The organism is Streptomyces sp. MMBL 11-1 (assembly GCF_028622875.1).
GTDB lineage: Bacteria > Actinomycetota > Actinomycetes > Streptomycetales > Streptomycetaceae > Streptomyces.
Window position 1 is genome coordinate 2,437,089 of the sequence record NZ_CP117709.1, and the last position, 24,076, is coordinate 2,461,164.

Consider the following 24,076-nt stretch of genomic DNA (forward strand, 5'->3'; position numbering starts at 1 on the left):
GTCCGCTCACGTAGCGACAGGTTGCAGCGCATCGCTCTTGCCCATCACCACGGTGACTTCCTGGACAAAGGGCTGGAACAGCAGGCGGCTGCCCACCCCGTCCACCCCGTCCACCCCGTCCACCCTGCCCGCCCCACCGCACCTCCTACCTCAGTAGCACGTCCGTTTTGGCTCCCCGGTATGACGCCCCGCGCACGGCCGGCCCCGCACGCTGCACCCCGTCGGTACATCGCTACGAGCGGATCGCGAGAGGGCGGAACGGGACATGAGACTACGCAAGGACAAGCGGCACACAGCGGGCGACCGGCCCGGGCCCGGGACCGCCGCCACTCCCGGGCTCGCCGTCGAACTGCGCGGTGTCCGGCGGCAGTACGGGCGCGGCGCGAGCGCCGTGCACGCCCTCGCGGGCGTCGACCTCGCCCTGCCGCGCGGGACGTTCACCGCGATCATGGGGCCGTCCGGCTCCGGCAAGTCCACCTTCCTCCAGTGCGCCGCCGGGCTCGACCGGCCCTCGGCGGGATCCGTGCGCCTCGGTGGTACGGAGATCACCGGGATGAACGAGAACCAGCTCACCGAACTGCGCCGCAGCCGCCTCGGCTTCGTCTTCCAGGCCTTCAACCTGCTGCCCTCGCTGACCGTGGAGCAGAACGTCCTGCTGCCTCTGCGCCTCGCCGGAAAGCGCCAGGACCGCCGCCGGGCGGACGCCGTGCTCGCGCGGGTCGGGCTCGCCGACAAGGCGCGGCGGCGGCCCGGCGAGCTGTCCGGTGGCCAGCAGCAGCGGGTGGCCGTGGCCCGCGCCCTGGTGACCGCCCCCGATGTGGTGTTCGCCGACGAACCCACCGGAGCCCTGGACTCCGGCACCGCCGCCGAGGTCCTCGGGTTGCTCCGGCACGCCGTCGACTCCGCCGGGGCCACCGTCGTCATGGTCACCCACGACCCGACCGCCGCCGCCTGGGCGGACCGGGTGCTGTTCCTCGCGGACGGGACGTTCGCCGGAGGTCTGGAGCGCGGATCGGCGGAGCAGATCGCGGAGCGGATGCGGGTGCTCACCGCCCGTACCGCCGGTGCGGGCGCGGTGGCGGGTGTGGCGGCGTGATGCGTCCCAACGGACTCGCCCGCGCGGCCGTCCGCTTCCGGCCCGCGTCGTTCGCCGGGACCTTCGTGGCGCTGATGATGTCCGCGCTGATCGTCGCGGCCTGCGGAATCCTGCTGGAGACCGGGCTGCGCGCGTCGGTGCCGCCGGAGCGGTACGCCGCCGCGCCGGTCGTCGCGGCGGCGGACCAGTACAGATACGTCGTCACGGGCAGCGGGGAGGACCGCGAGGAGGAGGCGGTCCCGCTGCCGGACACCGCGCGGGTGGACGCCGGGCTCGCGGCGAAGGCCGCCGAGGCGACGGGGGCGGCCGGCACCGTACCGGACTTCACCTTTACCGTACGGGCGGCGGCCCGGGAAGCCGACGCGGACGCCCAGGAACCGCCCGTCCCCGGGGGCGCGTTCACCGCACACGGTTGGGGCTCGCACGCGTTCACCGGTACCGCGCTGTCCGCCGGTTCCGCGCCCCGTACGGGGGAGGTGGTGCTCGACGCGGGTACGGCCGATGTGGCGAAGGTCGCCGTCGGCGACACCATCGCCCTGCACACCGCCGCCGGGCAGCGGGACTTCCGCGTCGCGGGCGTCGCGGAGGCAGGACCTGCGGAGAGCGCCCGGAACTCCGGTCCCGCCCAGGCGCTCGCCTGGTTCTCCGACGCCGAGGCCGCCACGCTCGCCGGGCATCCCGGCACCGCGGACGCCATCGTCGTCCTGGCGGAACCCGGCACCGGCACCGACGCCCTCGCCGCCTCCGTGCGGCAGGCCCTGGCCGGCTCCGGGGCCGAGGTGCGCACCGGCGACGACCGGGGTGCCGTCGAGGACCCGGGCCTCGGCCACGCCAGGGAGACGCTCTTCGGGCTCGGCGGCTCCTTCGGCGGGATCGCCACCATCGTCGCGGTCTTCACGGCGGCCGGGACGGTGGCCCTGTCCGTGTCCCAGCGGTCGCGTGAGTTCGCGTTGCTGCGCGCGGTCGGGGCCACCCCGCGCCAGATCCGCCGCGCGGTCGCCTCCGAAGCGCTGCTCGTCGCGCCCCTCGCCGGGATCGTCGGCTGCCTGCCCGGCGTCGGGCTCGCGTACTGGTGGTTCGGGCAGTTGCAGGACCGGGGTGCGATCCCGGAGGCGGTGCGGGTGCACGTCTCCTGGATCCCCCTCCTCGTCGCCGTCACCGTCGGGCTGCTCACCGCGCTCGGAGCGGGCTGGGCGGCCGGGCGCGGGCCCGCGAGGATCAGGCCGGGACAGGCGCTGAGCGAGGCGTCGGTGGAGCGGCTGCGACCGGGCGTCGTCGTCACGGTGCTCGGCATCGGCGCGCTCGTCGGCGGCGCGTTCCTCACCGGTCTCTCCGCCCGTTCGACGGGGGACGACGCGGCCGGGGCCGCCCTCGGCGTCGTCATGTGCTTCATGCTCGCCGTCGCGCTGCTCGGCCCCCTGGTGGCCCGGATCTGCGCGGGCCTCTTCGGTCTCCCGCTGCGCGCGGCGGGTCCGGCCGGCGAGCTGGCCGCCGCCAACTCCCGTACCAACGCCCGTCGTCTCGCCTCCGCGATCACGCCGATCGCGCTCGCCGTGGCCTTCGCCTCGACGCTCGTCTTCATGCACACGAGCCAGAACCACATCGCGGACGCGCAGTTGCGGGCGGGCCTCACCGCGGATCACGTGGTGACGGACCCGGCCGGGCTCCCCGTGGACGCGCCGGAGCGCGCCGCCCGTGCGCCGGGTGTGGACGCGGCCGTGGGCCTGCTGAACACCCAGGTGCTCGTGCCGGGCGGCTCCGGCGAGTTCGCCTCACTCCAGGGGGCGACGGCACAGGGGGTCACCGGCTCCGGTGCCGAGCTGGCGAAGGTGCAGGACCTGGACGTACGCGAAGGAAGCCTCGACCGGCTCGGCAAGGGCCGTATCGCCATCGACCGGACCCTGGCGACCTCGGCGGGCGTCGGCGTGGGCGACCGGCTGCCGCTCCATCTCCCCGACGGCGTCGAGGCCGCACCCGAGGTCGTCGCGGTGTACGGGCGCGGTCTCGGCCTGGCCTCGGTGACCATGGACCGGGCGTCCCTGGCCGGGCACGTCTCGTCCGGCTTCGACAGCGCGCTGCTGGTGCGCGGCGGCTCGGCGCGGTCACTCACGGCCCTGGGCGAGGTCACCGACGCCTCCGGCTTCGCCACCGAGCAGAGTCTCGACGCCCGGCTCGGCGCCTGGTCCAACACCACCATGGCCGCGGTCCTCGGCGGCTTCGCCGCGATCGCCGCGGTCAACACCCTGGTGATGACGGTGCTCGACCGCCGCCGCGAGCTGGGCACGTTGCGCCTGGTCGGCTCGGTCCGGCGCCAGGTGCTGCGGATGCTCCGCTGGGAGAGCCTGCTGGTGTCCTCGGCGGGCGTGGTCCTCGGCTCCGCCATCGCCGCGGCCACCCTGGTGCCGATGGTGCGCGGCATGACCGGCGAGGCACCGTACGTGCCGCCGCTGCTCTACGGCTCGTTCGTGGCCGCCGCCGGTGGACTGGCCCTGCTCGCGGTCGAGCTGCCGGGCCGGGTGGCGCTGCGGCGGTGGTCGTAGGGCGGGCGTACGGGCGGGGGGCCGGGCTCCCCGCCCGTCGTGAGCACGGCCCGGGGCAGGGCCGGCGCCCCGGGGAGTCCGCGCGGCGATGGCGCCGGGTCCACGGCGGCGGCCCTTCGCGGGCCCCGCGTCCCCTCCGCGTTGCCTCCGAGTTCGCCCCGCGCTCAGCGCATGCTCGCCGCGACCTCGTTGCGCAGTTGCGGCAGCTTGTCGTGGAGTACGCCCGGGCAGAGGGTGTCGCCGAAGTCCTTGTGCCCGTAGATCCGGCTCGGCGCGATGCCGTACTGGCTGCAGGTGTACGCGCAGAGCGCCACCAGGACCTCCCACTGGGCACGCGGCGGCTGGGCTCCGTCGTGGTACGCGCCCTCGTTGGCGATGCCGATGCCCGCCCCGTTCTGGCCGGAGGTGTGCGCGCCCAGGACGAAGTCGCTGCCGCCCCACAGCGTGCTGAGGCTGCGGTGGCGGCCCTCGGTGATCCAGCCGCCCCGGCTGACGAGGAAGTGGTAACCCGTGTCGGTCCAGCCGTTCTTGTCCATGTGCAGGTCCTGGACCCAGTGGGCGTGCCGGTGGGCCTGGGCGCGGGAGACGTCGGAGGTGTTGGCGCTGACCGTGTGGTGCACGACGATCATGGTCGGCCGCCTTCCCACCAGCTCGACCGGGCTCCGCGGCGGACGGGCTTGCCACCGGGTCGTGCTGTCGATGTCCGGTTCGATGGCGTCGAGGGCGTCGGCGGCGTGGGCCGTACCCGGCAGGGCGACGGCGGCCAGGCCACCGGCGCCGGCGAGGAGGACGTGGCGGCGGGACGGCTGCGGGAGGTTCACGGCGAGCTCCTGGGGTGGGGGCGGCGGCGGGCGCGCGGCGGCACAGGACGAGGGCCGGTGGGGGCGGTGGCCAGCGGGGGCGGTCGCCGTGGGGCCGGGGGCGTTGAGAGGCGGGGCGGCGCGGGCGGTCGTGCGGCGGCGGCCGGGTGAGCCGCTGACGGGCTCACCCGGCCGCCGCGCATACGCCGGTGCCGCTAAGCCGTGTTGTTGGCGAGCGCCTGGAGCCGGGTCATGGAACCGTTGAACTTGTTGCGGTCCACGTCGCCGGAGACTCCGGAGACCCGGCCGGTGGCCGAGTACTGCCAGATCGTCCAGGTCGGGAAGCCGCTGGGTATGTTGGGGCTGCTGGTTCCCCAGTGCGCCACCCAGAGCGGGGACTTGGTGGCCATGCCGGTCCAGTTCCCGGTGCAGGTGTTCCACCAGCTGGCCGTCGTGTAGATGACGACGTCGCGGGTGGTGCGCGCCTTGTACGTGTTGTAGAAGTCGTTGATCCACGTGCGCATCTGGGTCGTGGAGAGGCCGTAGCACATGGCGCCGTAGGGGTTGTGCTCGATGTCCAGCACCCCGGGGAGGGTCTTGCCGTCCCTGGACCAGCCTCCGCCGCTGCTCGCGAAGTAGTTGGCCTGGGTCGCCCCGTTGGAGATGTTGGGGCGGGCGAAGTGGTAGGCGCCCCGGATCAGGCCGGCGTTGTAGGAGCCGGTGTAGTTGGCGTTGAAGCTGCTGTCCTTGAAGGACGTGCCCTCGGTGGCCTTCATGTAGGCGAAGTCGATGCCGGCGGCCTTCACCGAGCCCCAGTTGATCGACCCCTGCCAGTGGGAGACGTCGATGCCCTGGACGCCACTGGTGTCCATCGGCGTCACATCGTCCGCCGCCGAGGAGGCGGGACCCTGCTCGATACGGGTGCCCGCACCCATCCACGCCTGCCCGGACCGGACCGGCTTGTCGGGACCGGGCGGCGCGGCGACGGCCGGGCCCGTACCGGTCAGGATCAGCGTCGCGGCACTGACCAGAGCTCCTGCCAGCAGAGCCCCTCTGGATCTCTTGAGTCGGCGGGACGGAGAACGGTACGCGGGCATAGCCACCTCCGGGCACGTTGACGGGGAAGAGACCCATGGCATCCGATAATCGGATGCCATGGACATGCCATGAGTAACGCACGGACAAGGAAGGGCGTAAAGAGGCCATTCGGTCTAGACCTGTGTCGCACGCCCCCACCTGCGCGAACGCGTCGACATGGCGAGAATTTTCATTTCTGAAGGCTGCGACCGCAGATGACCGCCACCCAGCCCTGGTCGGGGTACTCAAATTTGACTACTCTCGGCGGATGACCGAAACGACCATCCCGATGCTGCCCTGCCGCACCTCGTTGATCGAGGCCACCGTCGACTTCTACACCGCTCTCGGCTTCGAGACGACGCACCTCCAGAAGAGCCCGTACGCGTACGCCGTCGTCGAGCGCGGGTCGGTCGAACTCCAGCTCTACGGCATGAAGGAGTACGACCCGGTGTCCTCCCACTCCGGGTGCTACGTCCTGACCGATGACGTCGACGGCCTGCACACGGCGTTCCGCGCCGGTCTCAAAGCGGCCTATGGCCGCGTCCCGGCGAGGGGGTTGCCGCGCATCGGCCCACTGAAGGCCATGTCGTACGGGGTGCGGCAGTTCCTCATGACCGACCCGACCGGGAACACGATCCGGATCGGACAGCCGATCAGCGAGGACCAGAACCACCGGCCCGCGCCGAAGGAGACGTTCGCCCGCGCGCTGCACATGGCGGATCTCTTCGCGGACTCCAAGCAGGACCTGCCGGGCGCGGCGAAGATCATCGACCGCGTACTGGGGCTGACGGACGAACACCCCACCCCGGTGCAGAGGCTGCGCCTTCTCGTCCTGCGCGGGGACATCGCGCAGCGGATGGGGGAGGCGGAGCGGGCGGCGGGGCTGCTGGACGAGGCGGCGGCGGTCCACCTCGACGCCGAGGAACGGGACGCCGCGGCCGACGCCCTGTCCAGGCTCGCCGAGCTGCGGAGCTGACGCCCCACGGCGAAGTCCTCGCGCAGGTGACGCGGGTCGGAGGGCTCCACCGGATCTGCTGGTGGCCGCCCCACCGCGCCCGAGGCGGCGCCGGCCGGGGTGCCGAGCCACAGCCGGCGGGAGCCGGAAAGGCGAAATGCTAAGCCCGTAAAGGCGAAACGGGGCCCGGCCTCGCGGCCGGACCCCCCTCGCTTTCCCCTCCCGTCGGGCCTTCCCGTTCCCCCCGGACCCCTCCCCGGAAGTACCCGACGCCATGTGTGACACGGGAAGGTACGCGAAGGTTGCAGCCCTTTACGATCTCTTTGCCAACAGGGTCGCGCAGGGGCTCTCAGCAGGCGTGTTGCACATAGCGCTCCGCCACTTCCGCCAGGGCTTCGGCCCCGTCGCGGGCCCACAGCGCCTCGTTGAAGATCTCCACCTCGATCGGGCCGTCGAAGCCGGCGGCCTCCACGTGACGGCGGAACGCGCGGAAGTCCACACATCCGTCGCCCAGTTGGCCCCGGCCCAGCAGGACGCCCGCCGGGAGCGGGGTGATCCAGTCGGCCAGCTGGAAGGAGTGGATGCGGCCGCCCGCACCCGCGCGGGCGATCTGGGCGGGCGCCCGGTCGTCCCACCAGAGGTGGTAGGTGTCGACGACCACGCCGACCTGTTCGGCCGGGAAGCGTTCCGCGAGGTCCAGCGCCTGGCCGAGCGTGGAGACGACGCAGCGGTCGGAGGCGTACATCGGGTGCAGTGGCTCGATCGCCAGGCGTACGCCGCGCGTGGCCGCGTACGGGGCCAGTTCCGCCAGCGCGTCGGCCACCCGCTCCCGGGCCCCGTACAGGTCGCGGCTGCCGGGCGGGAGGCCGCCGGAGACCAGGACCAGGGTGTCGGTGGACAGGGCCGCCGCCTCGTCGATCGCCGCACGGTTGTCGTCCAGGGCGCGGGCGCGCTCCGCCGGGTCGAGCGCGGTGAAGAAGCCGCCCCGGCAGAGGCTGGTGACGCTGAGCCCGGCATCCGCGAGGAGCCTGGCCGCGCGTTCGACGCCGTACGCCTGCACCGGGGCCCGCCACAGGCCCACCATGCCGATGCCCGCCTCGACGCAGCCCTCGGTCAGCTCCTCCAGCGACCACTGCTTGACGGTCTCCTGGTTGAGCGAGAGGCGGGAGAGCCGGTCGTCGCTCATCGCGCGCCTCCGTGGACCGCGAGCAGGGAGCGCATCCGGTGTTCGGCCAGGCCCGGGTCCGGGAACAGGCCCAGACCGTCGGCCAGTTCGTACGCCTTCGCCAGGTGCGGGAGGGAGCGCGCCGACTGGAGTCCGCCCACCATCGTGAAGTGGTCCTGGTGGCCGGAGAGCCAGGCCAGGAAGACCACGCCCGTCTTGTAGAAGCGGGTCGGCGGCCGGAAGAGGTGGCGGGAGAGTCCGACCGTGGGGTCCAGGAGCGCCCGGAAGCCGTCCACGTCTCCCGTGTCCAGCACGCCTACCGCGTGCGCCGCCAGCGGACCCAGCGGGTCGAAGATGCCCAACAGGGCGTGGCTGAAGCCGCGTTCGTCGCCCGCGATGAGTTCCGGGTAGTTGAAGTCGTCGCCCGTGTAGCAGCGCACCCCGCCCGGCAGACGGCGGCGGACGCCGATCTCGCGGGCCGCGTCCAGGAGGGAGATCTTGACGCCGTCGACCTTGTCCGGGTGCTCGGCGATGACCTTGAGGAACGTCTCCGTGGCGTCGTCGAGGCCGGCGCTGCCCCAGTAGCCCTCCAGGGCCGGGTCGAACATCGGGCCCAGCCAGTGCAGGATCACCGGCTCCGACGCCTGGCGCAGGAGGTGGGCGTACGTGGCGAGGTAGTCCTCCGGGCCCCGGGCGGCGCGGACCAGCGCGCGGGAGGCCATGAGGATCGGCTGGACACCGTTCTCCTCGGCCAGGGCCAGTTGCTCCTCGTACGCCGCCGTGACCTCGGCCAGGGTGGGCGCCGGGCCGTCGGGCAGCTGGTCGGTGCCCACGCCGCAGGCGATCCTGCCGCCCACCGCCTTCGCCTCGGCGGCCGAGCGGCGGATCAGTTCGGCGGCGCCCGCCCAGTCCAGGCCCATGCCGCGCTGCGCGGTGTCCATGGCCTCCGCGACGCCCAGGCCGTGCGACCACAGGTGGCGGCGGAAGGCGAGCGTGGACTCCCAGTCGACGGCCGCCGGGCCGTCCGGGCCGATGTCCGCGTACGGGTCGGCGACCACGTGTGCCGCCGAGAAGACCGTACGGGAGGTGGGGGTCGCCGCTTGCGGGGTGAGGTCGAGCGGTGTGGCGCGGGGCGTGTAGGGACCCTGCGGGAGGTGGACCGTCATGTCAGCGGCCTCCGGCGCCGCCGCGGACCGGTCGCGCGGGTCACAGGGTCAGCTCCGGAACGTCGAAGCGGCGGCCCTCGGCGGACGACTTGAGCCCCAGCTCGGCCAGTTGGACGCCCCGGGCGCCGGCCAGCAGGTCCCAGCCGTACGGCTCGTCCAGGACCACATGGCGCAGGAACAGCTCCCACTGCGCCTTGAAGCCGTTGTCGAACTCCTGGTTGTCCGGCACCTCCTGCCACTGGTCGCGGAACGACTCGGTGACCGGGAGGTCCGGGTTCCAGACCGGCTTGGGGGTCGCCGAGCGGTGCTGGACACGGCAGTTGCGCAGGCCCGCGACGGCGGAGCCGAGGGTGCCGTCGACCTGGAACTCCACCAGCTCGTCGCGGTTGACCCGGACCGCCCAGGAGGAGTTGATCTGCGCGACGGCTCCGCCCGCGAGTTGGAAGATGCCGTACGCGGCGTCGTCGGCGGTCGCCTCGTACGGCTCGCCCCGCTCGTCCCAGCGTCGCGGAACGTGCGTCCGCACGTGGGCCGTTACGGAGGTGACCTGGCCGAACAGCTCGTGGAGCACGTACTCCCAGTGCGGGAACATGTCGACGACGATGCCGCCGCCGTCCTCCGCGCGGTAGTTCCACGAGGGGCGCTGGGCCTCCTGCCAGTCGCCCTCGAAGACCCAGTAGCCGAACTCCCCGCGCACGGAGAGGATCTCGCCGAAGAAGCCGCCGTCGATCAGGCGCTTCAGCTTCAGCAGGCCCGGCAGGAAGATCTTGTCCTGGACGACGCCGTGCTTGATGCCCGCGTCCCGGGCGAGCCGGGCCAGGTCGAGGGCCCCCGCGACGTCCGTGGCGGTCGGCTTCTCGGTGTAGACGTGCTTGCCCGCCGCGATCGCCTTCTTGATCGCCTCCACCCGGGCGGAGGTGACCTGGGCGTCGAAGTAGATGTCGACCGTGTCGTCCGCGAGGACCGCGTCCAGGTCGGTCGACCACTCGGTCAGACCGTGGCGCTCGGCGAGCTCCTCCAGGGCGTGGGCGCGCCGGCCGACGAGCACGGGCTCGGGCCACAGCACCTCGCCGTCGCCGAGATCCAGGCCGCCCTGCTCGCGGATCGCGAGGATCGAGCGCACCAGGTGCTGCCGGTACCCCATGCGCCCCGTGACGCCGTTCATGGCGATGCGCACTGTCCTGCGTGTCACGAAGGTCCCTCCATACAGTGGTAGCAAGCGCTTTCTATGTGAGATGACGCTAGCCTGCCGACAGCGGCCGGACAAGAGGGGGCCGGACGTGATCTCACGGAGGACAGCGATGACAGTCACCCTGGCGGATGTGGCGGCCCGCGCCCGGGTGTCCCCGGCCACCGTTTCGCGTGTGCTGAACGGCAACTACCCGGTGGCGGCGTCGACCCGGGAGCGGGTCCTGCGCGCGGTGGACGACCTCGACTACGTGCTCAACGGGCCCGCCAGCTCGCTCGCGGCGGCCACCTCGGACCTGGTCGGCATCCTGGTCAACGACATCGCCGACCCGTTCTTCGGGATCATGGCGGGGGCGGCCCAGACGCAGATCGGCGGCCCCGGCGACGGCTCCGGACGGGCGGGCGGCGAGAAGCTGGCCGTCATCTGCAACACGGGCGGCTCCCCGGAGCGCGAACTCACCTACCTCACCCTCCTCCAGCGCCAGCGCGCCGCCGCCGTCGTCCTCACCGGCGGCGCGGTCGAGAACCCGGCGCACCGGGCCGCGATGTCCGCGAAGCTGACGAAGCTCGCGGACGCGGGCACCCGGATCGTCTTCTGCGGGCGGCCCCCGCTGCCCGAGGGGGACGCGCTCGTCGCCGCGCTCGCGTTCGACAACCGGGGCGGCGGACGCCGGCTCGCCGAGCACCTGATCTCGCTCGGCCACCGCAGGATCGGTTACGTCGCCGGCCCCCCGGAGCGCACCACCACCCGGCACCGGCTGGAGGGCCACCGCGAGGCGCTGCGCGCCGCCGGACTGGACGCGGGTCCGGCCGGGCCGGGCGGGGGCCGGGGCTCCATCGATCAGGACCTGCTCACCGTGCACGGCCCCTACGACCGGCGCTCCGGCTACGAAGCCACCCTCGAACTCCTGCGCAGGGCACCGGACGTGACCGCGATCGTGGCCGCCAACGACACCGTGGCGCTGGGTGCCTGCGCGGCCGTCCGGGACCAGGGGATGCGGATCCCCCAGGACATCTCGGTCGCGGGCTTCGACGACCTGCCGTTCTCGGTGGACGCCGTGCCGGCCCTCACGACGGTACGACTGCCGCTCTTCGAGGCGGGCGCCCGGGCCGGCCGGCTCGCGATGGGCAAGGAGGACCCGCCGCCCGGCGGCATCGCGACCATCGCGGCCGAGCTGATGATCCGGGGGTCGACGGCGGCGCCGCGCGGGTGAGCCGGCCCGGGGACGCCCCTCCGGGCCCGTCGGCCCGGAGGAGACCTCTAGCCCAGCAGCCCCAGCAGCCGCCCCAGCGCGTCCGCGACGGGCTGGGCCACCGGGCCGACCGCGGTGGTGAGCTGCCCGAGCCGTGCGAGGGTGAGACCACGCCCGGTCATCGCCTCGCGGTCCAGGGCGAGCACGGGGAGGGTCTCCTCGACCGTGCGGGCCTGGTCCGGGGTGAGATGAGCGCTGAGGTCGCGCAGCCGGGCGGTCAACTCCTGCACAGCGGCACGGAGTTCGGGGTCCTGGGCGGCGCCCACGTAACCGTTGTTGATCCCGATGTTCTGGGCGCCGGTCTGGTTGATGACGGGGCCGTTGTAGATCGAGTGGTGCGTCGGTTCGGTCATAGCCTGATCCCCGTGTTCTGACCGCCGTTCTGGTTGAAGACGGGGCCGTTGTAGTTGTTGAGCTGGTGCACGTAGGCCGTGAACTCGGCCTCCGGGTGGTCGATCGCGTGGACCACCCGCCCGGCGATGGTCCGCAGCTCGTCCACGCTCGGCAGCGTCACGAGGACGCGGGAGCCGCCGGCCGTCTCCACGACCAGGACCGGCTTCTCCGGTGCGACCATCATCTTGATGAAGTAGACGACCAGAACGATCAGCAGGACGAGAACCGGTGCCCAGCCGGTCACCGAATAGACGACGGCCACCAACGCCATGCCCAGCAGGAAGCGGAGGACGTTCCGCTCCGGTTTGATCTTGATGGCCTCGACCCGGGTGAGGTTGTGCAGCGGCAGGGCCGCCGAGCCGATCCAGAGCATCCGGCGCTTGACCGCGATCTCCAGGACGCCTCCCGGACTCGGCAGCGGCGGTAGCGGCGGCGGCTGCGAGGGAGGTCCGGCCGGATCCGGCGGTGGCGAGGACGGCGGCCCGGAGGGCGGTCCGGGTGGTGGTGAGGTCGGCGGTCCGGACGGTGGCGCAGATGCCGACGGCTGCCCGGCGTTACCCGTGGTGTCCATGCGCGTTCCCCCGTGAACTCGTCACACCCGCCCCGCATGCGCGGGAGCCCTATTAAGCACCCGCCCCGGCTCCGGGCGGCAGGCGAGAACCCGCCAATCCTCGCTCCACGGACACGCGTTACCGGCGTCTGCGTGCCGGGGCGCGAAAGATGGGGGCGACTCCCCCATGCGCCCGCACCCGCTCCCCCGCCACGATGGACGCGGGCGGCCCGACCGGGGCCGGGCCAGGACCGGGGAGGTGCGGAGCGATGACGGAGAAGGATCTGATCGACAGAGGGACGGCCCGCCGGCCCTCCCCCTCCCTCTCCCCCGCTGTCTCCGTCGCGTCCGCCGCGTCCGCCCCCGCTCCTGACGCCCCCGCTCCTGACGCCTCCGCCCCTGACGCCTCCGCCCCTGACACGTCCGTCGCGTCCGGCGACAGCGCTTCCGGCACGCCCGGCGCTGCCCCGTCCGCGCGCTCACTCCCCTCCCCCTCCCCCTTCGAGGGTGCGGCCGGAGAGCCGTGGTGGCTGCCCGGCGTCGTCGGGAGCAGCACCTCCGGCGAACCCGGCTGGGCGGTCTTCGCCCGGGAGGCCGTCGCCGCGGCGCCGGGCGACGTGGTGGTCGCCGACCGGGCGTACCCCGGACTCAGCGGCTTCGCGCCGGTCGTCGCGCCCTTCGCGGAGGCGGCGGCGCTGCGGCTCCGGGACGCGCTCGCGGAGGACGGCCCGGCGGTCGACGGCGCGGTGGGCGGCCGGGCGACGGACAGCGCCGTGGGCGGCCGGGCGGCGGCCGGCCCGGCGGCGGACGGCTCCTCGGCCCTCCTCGCGGACTTCCGGCGGCAGCTGACGCGCCGGCTGTCCCGGATCGCGGCCCGCACTCTCGTCACGGAACTGCACGAGGCCCGGCGGCTGGGCCGGCTGAGCGGCGAGGGGTCCGAGGAGCGCTTCCGGGACTTCGTACGGCGGACCGCCCGCCGCGACGGTCTCGCCCTGCTCGTCACCGGCTACCCCGTGCTGGCCCGGCTCCTCGCGACGGCCTGCCTGAACGCGGGGGACGCGTTCGCGGAGATGGCCGCGCGGCTCGCCGCCGACCGGCACCTGCTGGCCCCGTCGGGGGTGCTCGGCGACCGTGCCGGTTCACCGGAGCGCGGGCTCGGCGGGAGCGCGGGGCCTGGGGCCCTGGCCGGGGTCGAGGCCGGGGCGGGCGACAGTCATCGCGGGGGCCGCTCGGTGATGCTGCTGCGGTTCGCCGACGGCGCCCGGCTGGTCTACAAGCCGCGTCCGCTCGCGGCGCACCGGCACTTCAACGCCCTGGCCGAGTGGTTCGGTTCGCTGCCCGGCGCCCCGGAGCTGCGGGTGCTGCGGGTCCTGGACCGGGGGGACTACGGCTGGGCCGAGTTCGTCGAGGAACGGCCGTGCGCCTCGGTCGCGGAGACCCGGCTGTTCTACCGGCGCCAGGGTGCGCTGCTGGCCCTGCTGCACACGCTGGACGGTACGGACCTGCACCACGAGAACGTGATCGCCTGCGGTCCGCACCCGGTCCTGGTCGATGTGGAGACCCTGTTCCACCCACCGCTCGGGCCCGCCCGGTCCACCGATCCGGCCGCCCGGGCCCTGCACGACTCGGTCCACCGGGTCGGTCTGCTGCCCCAGTTGCTCGTCGGGGACACCACCGCACTCGACATGTCCGCCATCGGCGGGGGCCGGGCCGCGTCGTCGCCGATCGAGACCGCCGACTGGGCGGACACCGGAACCGACCGCATGCGGCTGGTGCGGCGGGCGGGCCGGTTCACCGAGTCCGCCAACCGGCCCCGGCTGGGCGGAGTGGCGGCCGATCCCTCCGCGTACACCGAAGCGTTGTGCGGCGGCTTCCGCGCCGGATACACCGCCATCAGCGAGCACCGGGACGACCTCGTGGGCGAAGGGGGGCTGTTGCGGCTCTTCGCGCGGGACGAGGTGCGCGTGGTGCCGCGCCCGACCTGGACGTACACGACACTGCTGGACGAGTCGACCCACCCCGACCTGATGCGGGACGCCACCGAACGGCACCGCGTGCTCTCGTTGCTGCGCACCCCGCTCCTGGGCGTGCCCGCGCTGCCCGGAGTGGAGGACGAGGAGGTGGCGGAGCTGTGGTGCGGTGACGTGCCGGTGTTCGGCACCCGGCCGGGCGGTACGGAGGTGTGGAGCGGCACCGGCCGTACGGTTCCGGGGCCGGCCCACCACCGGCCGTCGCCCGACGGGCCCCCGCAGGACCGGACCGCACGTGACCGGAGCGCACTCGACGGGCCCCCGCAGGGCCGGGCCGCCCCCGACCGGGCCGCCGACGGCGGCGTCGAGCCCACGGGGCTGGCGCGCGTCGAGGCGAAGGTGCGCGCGATGGACACCGTGGACCGCCAGGACCAGGAACGGATCATCCGGACCGCCATGGTGAGCACCTCGCCCGAGCCGCCGCACCGGGCGGCGCCGGGCGGCCGGTCGCGGAGCGCGGCGACCGCCCCGGAGCCCGAGCAACTGCTCTCCGCCGCACGGTCGGTGGGCGACCAGCTCGTCTCCCTCGCCTACCGGCACGAGGGCCGCACCAACTGGATCGGACTCGAACTGCTCGGCGAGCGCTACTGGCGGCTCACGTCGATGGCCGCGGACCTCGCGGGCGGTTACACCGGCCCCGCCCTCTTCCTGGCGCAGCTGGCCGCGCTCACCGGCGCCTCCCGGTACGCGGAGGCGGCCCGCGAGGCGCTCGCCCCGGTCCCGGGGCTGCTGGACGCGCTGCACGGGCGGGCCGACGAGCTCGGGGCCCTGGGCTCCGGAGCCTTCGCGGGCCTCGGCGGCATCGCGTTCGCGCTGGCCGAGGTGGGCACGCTGCTGGGCGACCGGGAGGTGCTGGACCAGGCCGGTCCGGCCGTCCGGCTGAGCTGCGCGGCGAGCGCGGCCGAGGACGGGTACGGGGTGCGCGGCGGCGCGGCGGGCGGGCTCGTCTCGCTGCTCGCGGTGCACGGCGCCACCGGCCGCCCGGAGGCTTGGCGTGGCGCGGAGCGCTGCGCCGAGCGGATCGCCGCCGCCCCGCTCCCCGGGACCGGGGGCTTCGCCGACGGGGCGGCGGGGATCGGCTGGGCGCTGCTCCGCTTCGCCGGGGCCGGGGGTGACGCCCGCCACCGGATCGCCGGGCTGGAGGCCCTGCGCCGGGCGACGGCCGGAGCGACCCGCCTGACGACCGCCGGAGCGCCGCACGACACGACCGCCGGGGCGCTCCGGCCAACCACCACCGGGGCGGCCGGCCGGACAAGCGCCGGAGCGGCCCGGGGAACGGCCGCCGGGCCGGCCTGGTGCGACGGGGTCGCCGGGATCGCGCTGGCGATCGCGGACAGCCCCGAGGCGCTGGCGGACCCGGAGCTGTCCGGCTGGCTCGCGGCGCGCTCCGGTGAGCTGGCGGACATCGGCCCGCTCGCCGACGACAGCCTGTGCCACGGAGAGTCGGGGCTGCTCGAACTCCTCGGCCACAGCGCGCTGCCGGCCGCACGGCCCGCGTGGATGCGCCGGGCCGGAACGCTGCTGGCCTCGGCGGACCGGGCGGGCCCGCAGTGCGGGACGCCCGGCCGCGTACCGCACCCGGGGCTGCTCACCGGGCTCTCGGGGATCGGGCACGGGCTGCTGCGGGCCGGGTTCCCCGACCGGATCGGGTCCGCGCTGCTCCTGCGCCCCTCCCGGACACCCTGACTGAACCACGGGTTTCAAGGTTTCACGAACGAACATCACCACCACCACCACGACCACGACCACCCAGAGGATGAGGCAGAGATGAAGCAGTACGGCGAATCGGCCCTGCAGGCGTCCGGCGAGATCGCGCACGAGGGCGCGCCCGAGCACCCGGCCGGGCAGATCTCCTTGGGGTCCACCGGAGGCCTCGGTGCGCGCGGCAGACTTCTCAGCGCCTCGGAGGGCGAGAGCGGCTACAGCCACGACCTTCCGTGGACCACCATGACCGCACCCTGGTGAACGATTTCGGCCAACTCAGGTGTCATTGAGCCGAATTGGCCCGCTGCCGCAGGGGGTGGGGCTCCAGTAGCCTGCGGCCATGCGAGCCACTTCGCCGGTCATCGTCGGGCGGGACGAGGAGATCGGACTCCTGAGCAGCGCCCTGGACGCCGTACAACGGCGTTCGGGGCGCGCGCTGTTCCTCCTCGGGGAAGCCGGTATCGGCAAGTCCCGGCTGGTGGGCGAGTGCGCCTACCGGGCGTACGGGCTCGGCATGCCGGTGCTGCGCGGCCGGGCCACCTCGACCGGGCTCGTCGTCCCCTTCCGTCCGCTCGCGGAGGCCCTGGCCTCCCGGTTCCGGGCCGCGGGCACCCCGACCGATCCGGAGCTGGCGCCCTACCATCCGGCGCTGGCCCGGCTGGTGCCGGAGTGGCGCAGGGACGGCTCCCCCGGCTATCCGGAGACGGTCGTGGAGCTGGCCGAGGCCCTGCTGCGGCTGCTGTCCGTGCTGGGCCGGGAGGCGGGGTGCGCGATCCTGCTGGAGGATCTGCACGACTGCGACACGGAGACCGTGGCGGTCGTCGAGTACGTCATCGACAACCTGGCCGATCTGCCCATCCTGTTTCTGGGCACCCTGCGCCCGGAGCCGGGCGCCGCCCTGGACCTCGTACGTTCCGCCGAGCGCCGGCACACCGCGACGGTGCGGGAGATGGGACCGCTGCGCGACGACCGGGTGCGGGCGCTGACGGGCGCGTGTCTGGAGGCACGGCCGGAGGAGATACCCGAGGCGGTGCACCGCCGGCTGGCCGAACACGCGGCGGGCAACCCGTACTTGCTGGAGGTACTGCTGGCGGACCTGCTGGACACCGGCCGGCTCCGCCGGACGGACGACGGGTGGGAGGCGGCGGAGCAGCCGGGCGGTGCGGTCCCCTCGGACATCGTCCGCAGCTGGGCCCGCAGGCTGGAGCGGCTGGACGAGCCGGTGCGGGACCTCCTGCTGGCGTCGGCCACCCTGGGCAGCCAGTTCTCGGTGCCCGTGCTCCAGACCGTCACCGGCTTCGAGGACCGGGCCCTGTTCACCCATCTGCGGTCGGCCGTGGAGGCCGGTGTCATCGCGCCGGACGGCGCGGCCCCCGACCGCTACACCTTCCGGCACTCGCTGACCGCCGAGGCCCTGATCTCCTCGCTGGCGCCGGCCGAGCGCGCCTCGCTGGCCCGCCGCGCCGCCGGGGCCATCGAGCACTCCGGGCAGCCGCTGGACGAGGACGGGCGGCAGCTCGTGGCCTCGCTGCAACTGGCCGCGGGCAACCGGGCGGGGGCGGCCCGCCAGTTCGCGGAGGCCGGAAGACGGATGCTCGCTTCGGGAGCGCACGGCTCCGCCGTGGTGCTGCTGGAGCGGGCGCACCCGCTGGCCGCCGAGACCGACCGGGCCGCCGTCGCCGAGTCGCTGGCGGTCGCCCGTGCCGAGGGCGGCGACCTGGACGGCGCGCTGGCGCTGGCGGACGCGCTGCCGCCGGTCCCGGCGCGTTCCGAGGCCGCCGCCCGGCGCGGCCGGACCCACATCGAACTCGCCTGGGCGGCCGTCATGGCGGAGCGCCCCGCCGACGCGGCGCTCCAGGTCGAAGCGGCCCGCGTCCTGCTCGGCCCGTCGCCGCCGCCGGGCCGCCGGGCCGCGCTCGTGGTGGTCGAGGGGCATCTGGCACTGCTTCCCGGGCACGGGCACGGGCACAAGCCCCGGGATCCGGCGGATTCCGAGCGGACCGTGCGGGAGGCCGCGGAGACCGCCGAGGCGGAGGGGCTGCCCGTGGTGGCCTGCCAGGCCTGGCAGTTACTGGCGCTGCTGCGGCGCGAGGAGGGCTTCGACGCCGCGGACGCCGCGCTGGAGCGGATGCTGTCGATCTCCACCGAGCACGCCCTGCCGGTCTGGCGGGTGGAGGCGTTGGTGCGGCTCGGGGCGAACGCCTTCCTGCGGACCGGGGACGCGGCCAGGCTGCTCTCCGCGCGGGCGGCGGCCACCGAGCTGGGCGCCCTGCTGCTGACCCGTACGGTCGACGGGCTGCTCGCGATGAACGCGGTGATGTGCGCCCGGTGGGAGGAGGCGCAGGAGATCATCGACCGCTCGGCGGAGGCCAGTGCCCGGGTCGGTGACCGGTCCGCCCACCGCTATCTGCTGCTGGCCGGGGCGACGATGGCCGCGCACCGGGGGCGGCGCCGGGAGATGGACCGGGCGCTGGCGGCGTTCCGGCGGGCCGGTGGCGAGCAGTCGCTGCTGGTGCCGCTCCGGTCGGGGCTGTGCCGGGCGTTCGGGGCGCTGCTGGAGGAGGACCGGGAGCGGGCGGCGGCGGGGCTGGACGAGGCGCTGGCCTGGGAGTCGGACCACCCGAGCTATTACTACCTGAGCGGGCGGTACGGGCTGCGCCCGCTGCTGCGGGTGCTGGCGGGCGAGGCGGACCGGGCGGATCTCGCGGAGGCGCGGGCGGCCCCGGGGGGCGCTCTCGCCTGGAACCGGCAGTTCCTGGAGCTGGCCGACGCGGTGCTGCTGGGCCGGGAGGGGGACCCGGCCGGGGCCGCCCGGCTGATGGCGTCCTTCGACGGGGTCTCCACGCCCTTCCCGGTCGCCCGCCACCTGGGGCTGCGGCTGGTCGCGGAGGCGGCCCTCGCGGACGGGTGGGGTGAGCCGGTGGCGTGGCTGCGGTCCGCCGAGGAGTTCTTCTACGGGGCCGGGGTGCAGGCGGTCGCCTCCGCGTGCCGGGCCGCGCTGCGGCAGGCCGGGGCCAGTGTGGGCCAGCACCGGGGCGGCTGGGACCGGATCCCGTCGCCGCTGCGGGCCGGCGGGGTGACCCCGCGCGAGTACGAGGTGTTCGTCCTGCTGCCCGAGCGGCCGGGGAACCAGCAGATCGCCCGGCAGTTGTCCATCTCGCCCCGCACGGTGGAGAAGCACATGGCCAGTCTGCTGAGCAAGACCGGGCGCGCGGACCGGGCCGCGCTGTGCGAGTTCGCCGCCGAGTGCGCCGTCGAACCGGCCTGAGGGGCGAGCACGGGGCCCACGCCCCCTTCCCCGGCCCGGCCACTCCCGGCCCGGCCAAGCACCGCCGGGTGGTCCCGCAGGGTCCCGGACCCGGGCCGCGCGCCGCCCCGGCGGTCCCGCCGTGGGGGCCGGGGCGGGCAACATGGGGGCGCCGGGCGGTTTCGGTCGGGTCACCGGGCGGAAGATGCGTGCGGGGCCCCGATGCGCGGGGGCCGGGGCGGCAGCAGGATCGGGACGTCCGCACGGCCCAGCCCGCCGCCCGTCCCTGTTCCCGGAGGCCCGCCGATGACCCGACCTCCCGCCCGTACCGGCTCCGCCGGTGCGGTACACGTCTCCCTGCTCGGTCCGCTCACGGCCCGGCTGGACGGCCGTGAGCTGCAGCTCGGTCCGCGAAAGCAGCGACTGGTCCTCGCCACCCTGCTGGCCCGCCCCAACACCCCCGTGCCGGTGGGTGTGCTGATCGACGCGGTGTGGCCGGACGACCCGCCCCGTACCGCCCGCAAGAACCTCCAGGTCTACGTCAGTGCCGCCCGCGCCCTCCTGGGGCCGGCCGGGGACGGGACCCGGCACCGGGTGGTGCACGGCTGCGGGGGCTACCTCCTGCGCATCGCCGAGGGCGAGCTGGACACGCTGCGCTTCGGGGCGCTGGCCCGCGCGGGGCGGGCGGCGGCCGGGCGGGGCGACCTGCCGGGCGCCGCCCGGCTGTTGCGTGAGGCGCTGGACCTGTGGGAGGGGCCGCCGCTGAACGACCTGCGGGACTCCGCCGAGGTCGCCGAGGAGGCCGACCGGCTGGAGGCCCGCTGTCTGACGGTGTTCGAGGACTGGGCGGAGGCCGAGATCGAGCTGGGCCGGGCCGCTGTCGCGGTGGACGGGCTGCGGGATCTGGTGGAGCGGCATCCGCTGCGGGAGCGGCTCCGGGCCGCCTGGATGAACTCCCTGCACCAGTCGGGCCGGCAGGCCGAGGCGCTGGCGGTGTACGACGACTACCGGCAGCTGCTGGCGCGCGAGCTGGGCCTGGAGCCGAGTCCGGCGATGGCGGGGCTGTACCGCTCGATGCTCGGCCGGGGGCGCGAGGCCCGGCGGCCCGCCGCCGCCCGGGAGACGGTGAGCGCGGTGGCGCTGCCCGCCTGTACGGGGGCCTTCACCGGCCGCCGCGACGAACTGCGGGACCTTCTCGACGTGCTGGGCGGCGGCGAGGAGCGGGTGGTGGTCGTCTCGGGCCCGGCCGGGGCGGGCAAGTCGGCGCTGGCGGTCCGGGCGGCGCATCTGCTCGCCGACCGCTTCCCCGACGGCCGCGTCCAGGTCCGGGTGCGCCGGGAGGACGGTACGGCGCGCGGCCCGGCGGAGGTCCTGGCGGAGCTGGGGCGGCTGTGCGGGGTGGCGGGCGCCGCCCCTGCGGGGCCGGAGGGCGGGCCGGGGGACGTCCGGGCGGCGGGGGCCCTCGCGGACGCCTGGCAGGGGTGGCTGGCCCGGCACCGGGCGCTGGTCGTCCTGGACGACGTGCCGGGCGAGGCGGCCGTACGGGGGCTGCTGCCGCGGTCCGGGCGGTGTTCCGTACTGGTCACCGCACGGGGGCAGTTGGCCGGGCTCGCCCCGGTGCACCGGATCGCGTTGCCCGCGCCGGCGGACGGCGAGGCCCTGGAGCTGCTGGGGAAGCTGATCGGGGCCGGGCGGCTGCGGACCGACCCGGGTGCGGCGTTGCGGATCGTCCGGGCCTGCGGGGCGCTGCCCCTCGCGGTGGAGGTGAGCGGGATGCGGCTGGCGGTGCTGCGGCATCTGCCGCTGGCGGAGTACGCGGCCCGGCTGGAGGACCCGTCGGCCGCACTGGACGAACTGGTCGCCGGGGACGTCTCCGTACGGGACCGGATCGCGTCCGGCTGGCGGGATCTCGCGGACGGCGAGCGTCGGGTGCTGGGGCGGCTGGCGGGGCTCTCCGAGGACGGGGGGTTCACCCTGGACCGGGCCACGGCGGCGCTGGGCTGTGGGGAGCGGACGGCGATCCGGGCCGTCGAGTCGCTCATCCACGCCGGCGCGGTGACCTCGCCCGCCGGGGAGGTCACCGCGCATGCCGCGCTGTACGAGGTGCCGAGGCTGCTCGGCCTGTACGCCCGCGAGCGGGAGGCCCTCGCGCACGGCGGCGCACCCGCCGGCACCGGCGTACCGGTCACGCCCGCGCACCCCGGCGCACCGGCCCCGGCCCGCGTGCAGGGTCTGCCCCCGGCTCCGGCCCCGGATCTCATCGGCGTACCTGCCCGCGCGGTGGTGGCGGCCGGTCCGCTCAGCCCAGGGTGAGCAGCTTCAGCAGGTCGTGCGGACGGGCGTCGGCGGAGGCCCCGTGGTTGGGCCCGTCGGCTTCCGCCGCGGCCAGGAAGTGCAGGGCCAGCAGCAGCCCGGCCGCCCCGGTGGCCAGGTCGGCGGAGCAGCGCCGCAGCCCCGCCCCGGGCACCAGCAGCCGGTCCTCGTCGGCGACCAGGTGCCAGGACAGGTTGCGTACGGAGGCGAGGACTCCTGGCCCGGCCGGGCCCCGCTCCAGCTGACGTGCGGTGGCGACGAGTCCGGCCCGTCCCGTGAACAGCCCCGGTTCGCGGACGAACTCGTTGGTGCAGCCCTTGTGCACGCCGGGCAGCAGGGCGGCGAGCGCGGGCGCCTCGTGCCGGGCCAGGTAGGCGCGGGCGACCAGGGCGAAGCCGCCGCTGCCCTGGTCGAGGTAGAGCAGGTGGCGGCGGCCGTCCTTGACCTGGACGGTGCCGTCGGGCATCGCGGTGCAGTGGCCGGAGTCCCGGTACAGGGCGGTGCGGGCGGCGCGCGGCAGCCACTCCTCGCCGGTGAGCGCGTGGAGTTCGAGGTGCAGCAGGGCGACGCCGCTCAGTCCGCGCAGCAGCCCCGCGGAGGGCGGGGCGGTCAGGCCGCCGCCCGCCGCCGTTTCGCCCCGGACCAGACAGTCGAGGTCCCAGGCGGTGCGCAGGGCCATGTCCACCAACTCCGGGTCCGGAGCGGACGTGCCGGCGGTCGCGGTCGCCAGCCGCAGGGCGGCCAGGGCCGTGCCCGCGCGGCCGGTCAGGAGGTCGGCGGAGGTGGAGGGGTGCGCGGCGGCGGTGGCCCGGGCGAAGAGCTCCCGCGCCTCGTCCGGGCGGCCGAGCAGCGCCAGCACCGCCGCGGTGCCCGGCAGTCCGTCGAACAGGCCGCCGGATGAGGCGGGGTCGCGCCGGTGGGCGGCCGCCGCGAGCCAGTCGGTCCAGGCCTCCGGGACGGGGGCCCCGATGCGGTGGAGGGCGTAGAGGACGCCGGCCGCCCCGTGCGCCAGGTCGCTTCCGCCGGTGGCGAAGGCCTTCGGGTCGCCGGGAAAGAGCCGGTCGCGGCGTTCGGGCGTCGCGCCCGCGTGGAGTCCGGCGAGCAGCCGGGTCCGCAGGCCGTCCCAGTCGGGGGCGGGGCCGTCGAGCAGGGCCGCGATCTCGCTCTCCCGGCCGTCCGCCACGGTCCGCAGGACCGCGGGGCGGCGGGGCCCCGCGTTGGCCGCCAGGCCGTACCTGCGCCGCGCCCAGCGTTCCAGGGTCAGGGCCTTGGCCCGGTCGTGGCCGGCCATCTCCATGAGGGGCATCAGCATGGAGAGCCAGGTCGCCCAGAGCGCGTAGGCGTCGGCCTCGGCGCCGGAGGTCCCGGCGGGCGCCTGGAGGCCCGGCGCGCCCGCCGTCGGGGTGTCCCGGTCGTCGAGGCCGGTGGCGTACTCGAAGTCGATGAGGGCGACGCGGCCGTCGGGGCGGACGATGATGTTGTTGGGGTGCAGGTCGCCGAAGCGCAGGCCGCGCCCGTGCACGGCCGCGAGCGCCCGCGTGAGCTGTTCGGTCACGGAGTCCACCCACGCGGTGTACGGGGCGAGTTCGGCGGCCGTGCCCGCCCCGCGGACGAGGGCGAAACGGGCGACGATCTCCTCCAGGAGGGTGGTCCCCTCTATGTGCTCCTCGATCAGGAAGTGGTGCTCCCACACGGTCGTCACCCCGTGCACCGCCGGTACGCAGTCCAGTCCGGCCAGCGCGGTCAGGGCCCGGTGTTCGCGGTGCAGCCGTGTCACCGCGTCGTCGCCGGCCCCGTCGAGCCCGCAGTGCGGCCGGGCCTCGCGGAGGACCACCTGCCGGCCGGTCTCCCGGTGCCGGGCCAGGTAGATCCCACCCGCGTTGGAGAACTGGAGGGCCGAGAGGACGGTGTAGGGGAAGGCGGCGTCCCCGGCGGCGGCGCGGGCCGCCAGGTGCGGTCGCAGCGCCCCGGGGACGGTGACCCACGACGGGACCCGGAACACCACCCCGCGCTCGTCGGGCACCAGTTCGCCGGAGGGGTGGCGCAGGGCGGGGACGCGTTCGCCGTCCGCGTCCCGGCACCAGCGGGCGGTGAACGCCCCGTACCGGACGTGCACCGGGGTGTCGCCGATCCGGAGGTCGCTGAGGATGTACGGGCCGCGCCGTCCGGCGAGGACGCGGGTCAGCTCGTCCAGGACCCGCAGGAAGACGGTCTCGTCCGGCGGATAGAGCGTGAGGAACTTCCCCGCGCCGGAGCGGGACATGTACTTGCCGGACATCAGCAGGAGCGCCTGCTCGCTGCGGAGGAACTTGAACGGCACCCGGTGGGAGAGGCAGACGCCGGTGGTGTCGCGCAGGGTCGCCTCCGCCTCCTCCGGGACGGTGGAGACGTGGATCTTCCACCCCTGCTCGGCCGGTTCACCGTGTTCGGGCAGCATCGAGGTCCACAGCCCGCCCGGGGTCCGGCGCCAGCCCTCGGGGGGCGGGGCGATGTCCAGCGGGTAGCGGGTCTCCTCGTCCCGCAGCCGGGCCGGGGTGTCGTAGTACGTACGGTCGGCGAGGCAGTAGAGCTGGGTCTGCTGCGGTCCGGGCACGGCGGT

Annotated in this window: 16 protein-coding genes; 8 read left to right on the plus strand and 8 right to left on the minus strand. The window is 75.0% G+C overall.

Features of this window, described 5'->3' with window-relative positions; genetic code table 11:
- Positions 1-265: 265 nt before the first annotated feature.
- A complete protein-coding gene (locus tag PSQ21_RS10435) occupies positions 266-1,096 on the plus strand; it encodes an ABC transporter ATP-binding protein (RefSeq protein ID WP_274030181.1) in 831 nt (276 codons plus the stop codon).
- The gene (locus tag PSQ21_RS10440; RefSeq protein WP_274035702.1) at positions 1,096-3,636 is read left to right on the plus strand and encodes an FtsX-like permease family protein; all 2,541 of its coding nucleotides are present in this window, start codon (positions 1,096-1,098) and stop codon (positions 3,634-3,636) included. The genes PSQ21_RS10435 and PSQ21_RS10440 overlap by 1 nt, the downstream gene beginning before the upstream one ends.
- Before the next feature lie 164 nt (positions 3,637-3,800).
- On the opposite strand, the gene PSQ21_RS10445 is transcribed toward PSQ21_RS10440, so the two are convergent.
- Both PSQ21_RS10445 and PSQ21_RS10450 read right to left on the minus strand, forming a co-directional pair.
- Complete coding sequence (locus tag PSQ21_RS10445) at positions 3,801-4,457, minus strand: peptidoglycan recognition protein family protein (protein WP_274030183.1); 657 nt, start codon at positions 4,455-4,457, stop codon at positions 3,801-3,803.
- Positions 4,458-4,651: 194 nt separating this feature from the next.
- Positions 4,652-5,533 carry a lysozyme gene (locus PSQ21_RS10450; protein WP_274030185.1) on the minus strand — a complete coding sequence of 294 codons (882 nt, stop codon included), beginning with the start codon at positions 5,531-5,533 and terminating at the stop codon, positions 4,652-4,654.
- 248 nt (positions 5,534-5,781) lie between these two features.
- On the opposite strand from PSQ21_RS10450, the gene PSQ21_RS10455 reads away from it, so the two are divergent.
- Positions 5,782-6,489: a bleomycin resistance protein gene (locus tag PSQ21_RS10455; protein WP_274030186.1), complete on the plus strand. Its 708-nt coding sequence runs from the start codon at positions 5,782-5,784 to the stop codon at positions 6,487-6,489.
- Between the two features lie 328 nt (positions 6,490-6,817).
- Here the strand turns inward: PSQ21_RS10455 and PSQ21_RS10460 are convergent, their stop codons facing one another.
- Genes PSQ21_RS10460 through PSQ21_RS10470 form a run of 3 tightly spaced genes read right to left on the minus strand, consistent with a single transcriptional unit; the run spans position 6,818 to position 9,991 of the window.
- A complete protein-coding gene (locus PSQ21_RS10460) occupies positions 6,818-7,654 on the minus strand; it encodes a sugar phosphate isomerase/epimerase family protein (protein WP_274030187.1) in 837 nt (278 codons plus the stop codon).
- Positions 7,651-8,799 carry a dihydrodipicolinate synthase family protein gene (locus PSQ21_RS10465; protein WP_274030188.1) on the minus strand — a complete coding sequence of 383 codons (1,149 nt, stop codon included), beginning with the start codon at positions 8,797-8,799 and terminating at the stop codon, positions 7,651-7,653. The genes PSQ21_RS10460 and PSQ21_RS10465 overlap by 4 nt, the downstream gene beginning before the upstream one ends.
- Before the next feature lie 40 nt (positions 8,800-8,839).
- Positions 8,840-9,991 carry a Gfo/Idh/MocA family protein gene (locus tag PSQ21_RS10470; RefSeq protein ID WP_274030190.1) on the minus strand — a complete coding sequence of 384 codons (1,152 nt, stop codon included), beginning with the start codon at positions 9,989-9,991 and terminating at the stop codon, positions 8,840-8,842.
- 109 nt (positions 9,992-10,100) lie between these two features.
- On the opposite strand from PSQ21_RS10470, the gene PSQ21_RS10475 reads away from it, so the two are divergent.
- Positions 10,101-11,201, plus strand: coding sequence for a LacI family DNA-binding transcriptional regulator (locus PSQ21_RS10475; protein ID WP_274030191.1), 1,101 nt, complete (start codon positions 10,101-10,103; stop codon positions 11,199-11,201).
- A gap of 47 nt (positions 11,202-11,248) precedes the next feature.
- Here the strand turns inward: PSQ21_RS10475 and PSQ21_RS10480 are convergent, their stop codons facing one another.
- Positions 11,249-11,593: a hypothetical protein gene (locus tag PSQ21_RS10480; RefSeq protein ID WP_274030192.1), complete on the minus strand. Its 345-nt coding sequence runs from the start codon at positions 11,591-11,593 to the stop codon at positions 11,249-11,251.
- Positions 11,590-12,204, minus strand: coding sequence for a DUF6232 family protein (locus PSQ21_RS10485; protein ID WP_274030193.1), 615 nt, complete (start codon positions 12,202-12,204; stop codon positions 11,590-11,592). Before PSQ21_RS10485 ends, PSQ21_RS10480 begins: the two co-directional genes overlap by 4 nt.
- 248 nt (positions 12,205-12,452) lie before the next feature.
- Between PSQ21_RS10485 and PSQ21_RS10490 the strand changes: the two genes are divergently transcribed.
- The 4 genes from PSQ21_RS10490 (at position 12,453) to PSQ21_RS10505 (ending at position 21,477) form a co-directional block, all read left to right on the plus strand.
- Positions 12,453-15,899 carry a type 2 lanthipeptide synthetase LanM family protein gene (locus PSQ21_RS10490; protein WP_274030194.1) on the plus strand — a complete coding sequence of 1,149 codons (3,447 nt, stop codon included), beginning with the start codon at positions 12,453-12,455 and terminating at the stop codon, positions 15,897-15,899.
- 81 nt (positions 15,900-15,980) lie between these two features.
- Positions 15,981-16,178, plus strand: a complete 198-nt coding sequence (locus PSQ21_RS10495) for a hypothetical protein (RefSeq protein WP_274030195.1) — start codon at positions 15,981-15,983, stop codon at positions 16,176-16,178.
- Positions 16,179-16,257: 79 nt separating this feature from the next.
- A complete protein-coding gene (locus PSQ21_RS10500) occupies positions 16,258-19,185 on the plus strand; it encodes a helix-turn-helix transcriptional regulator (protein WP_274030196.1) in 2,928 nt (975 codons plus the stop codon).
- A 285-nt stretch (positions 19,186-19,470) separates the two neighbouring features.
- On the plus strand, positions 19,471-21,477 hold the full coding sequence (locus PSQ21_RS10505) for an AfsR/SARP family transcriptional regulator (protein ID WP_274030197.1): 2,007 nt from the start codon (positions 19,471-19,473) through the stop codon (positions 21,475-21,477).
- On the opposite strand, the gene lanKC is transcribed toward PSQ21_RS10505, so the two are convergent.
- On the minus strand, positions 21,464-24,070 hold the full coding sequence (gene lanKC, locus PSQ21_RS10510) for a class III lanthionine synthetase LanKC (RefSeq protein ID WP_274030198.1): 2,607 nt from the start codon (positions 24,068-24,070) through the stop codon (positions 21,464-21,466). The two genes, PSQ21_RS10505 and lanKC, sit on opposite strands and share 14 nt — an antisense overlap.
- Between the last annotated feature and the right edge of the window lie 6 nt (positions 24,071-24,076).

Bases quoted from the DNA above. Each gene is read 5' to 3' on its own strand.
- PSQ21_RS10435 (WP_274030181.1), top strand. From the start codon at position 266: ATGAGACTACGCAAGGACAAGCGGCACACAGCGGGCGACCGGCCCGGG.
- PSQ21_RS10480 (WP_274030192.1), bottom strand. From the start codon at position 11,593: ATGACCGAACCGACGCACCACTCGATCTACAACGGCCCCGTCATCAAC.
- PSQ21_RS10490 (WP_274030194.1), top strand. From the start codon at position 12,453: ATGACGGAGAAGGATCTGATCGACAGAGGGACGGCCCGCCGGCCCTCC.
- PSQ21_RS10450 (WP_274030185.1), bottom strand. From the start codon at position 5,533: ATGCCCGCGTACCGTTCTCCGTCCCGCCGACTCAAGAGATCCAGAGGG.
- PSQ21_RS10460 (WP_274030187.1), bottom strand. From the start codon at position 7,654: ATGAGCGACGACCGGCTCTCCCGCCTCTCGCTCAACCAGGAGACCGTC.
- PSQ21_RS10495 (WP_274030195.1), top strand. From the start codon at position 15,981: ATGAAGCAGTACGGCGAATCGGCCCTGCAGGCGTCCGGCGAGATCGCG.
- PSQ21_RS10500 (WP_274030196.1), top strand. From the start codon at position 16,258: ATGCGAGCCACTTCGCCGGTCATCGTCGGGCGGGACGAGGAGATCGGA.
- PSQ21_RS10505 (WP_274030197.1), top strand. From the start codon at position 19,471: ATGACCCGACCTCCCGCCCGTACCGGCTCCGCCGGTGCGGTACACGTC.
- PSQ21_RS10440 (WP_274035702.1), top strand. From the start codon at position 1,096: ATGCGTCCCAACGGACTCGCCCGCGCGGCCGTCCGCTTCCGGCCCGCG.
- PSQ21_RS10485 (WP_274030193.1), bottom strand. From the start codon at position 12,204: ATGGACACCACGGGTAACGCCGGGCAGCCGTCGGCATCTGCGCCACCG.
- PSQ21_RS10475 (WP_274030191.1), top strand. From the start codon at position 10,101: ATGACAGTCACCCTGGCGGATGTGGCGGCCCGCGCCCGGGTGTCCCCG.
- PSQ21_RS10465 (WP_274030188.1), bottom strand. From the start codon at position 8,799: ATGACGGTCCACCTCCCGCAGGGTCCCTACACGCCCCGCGCCACACCG.
- PSQ21_RS10455 (WP_274030186.1), top strand. From the start codon at position 5,782: ATGACCGAAACGACCATCCCGATGCTGCCCTGCCGCACCTCGTTGATC.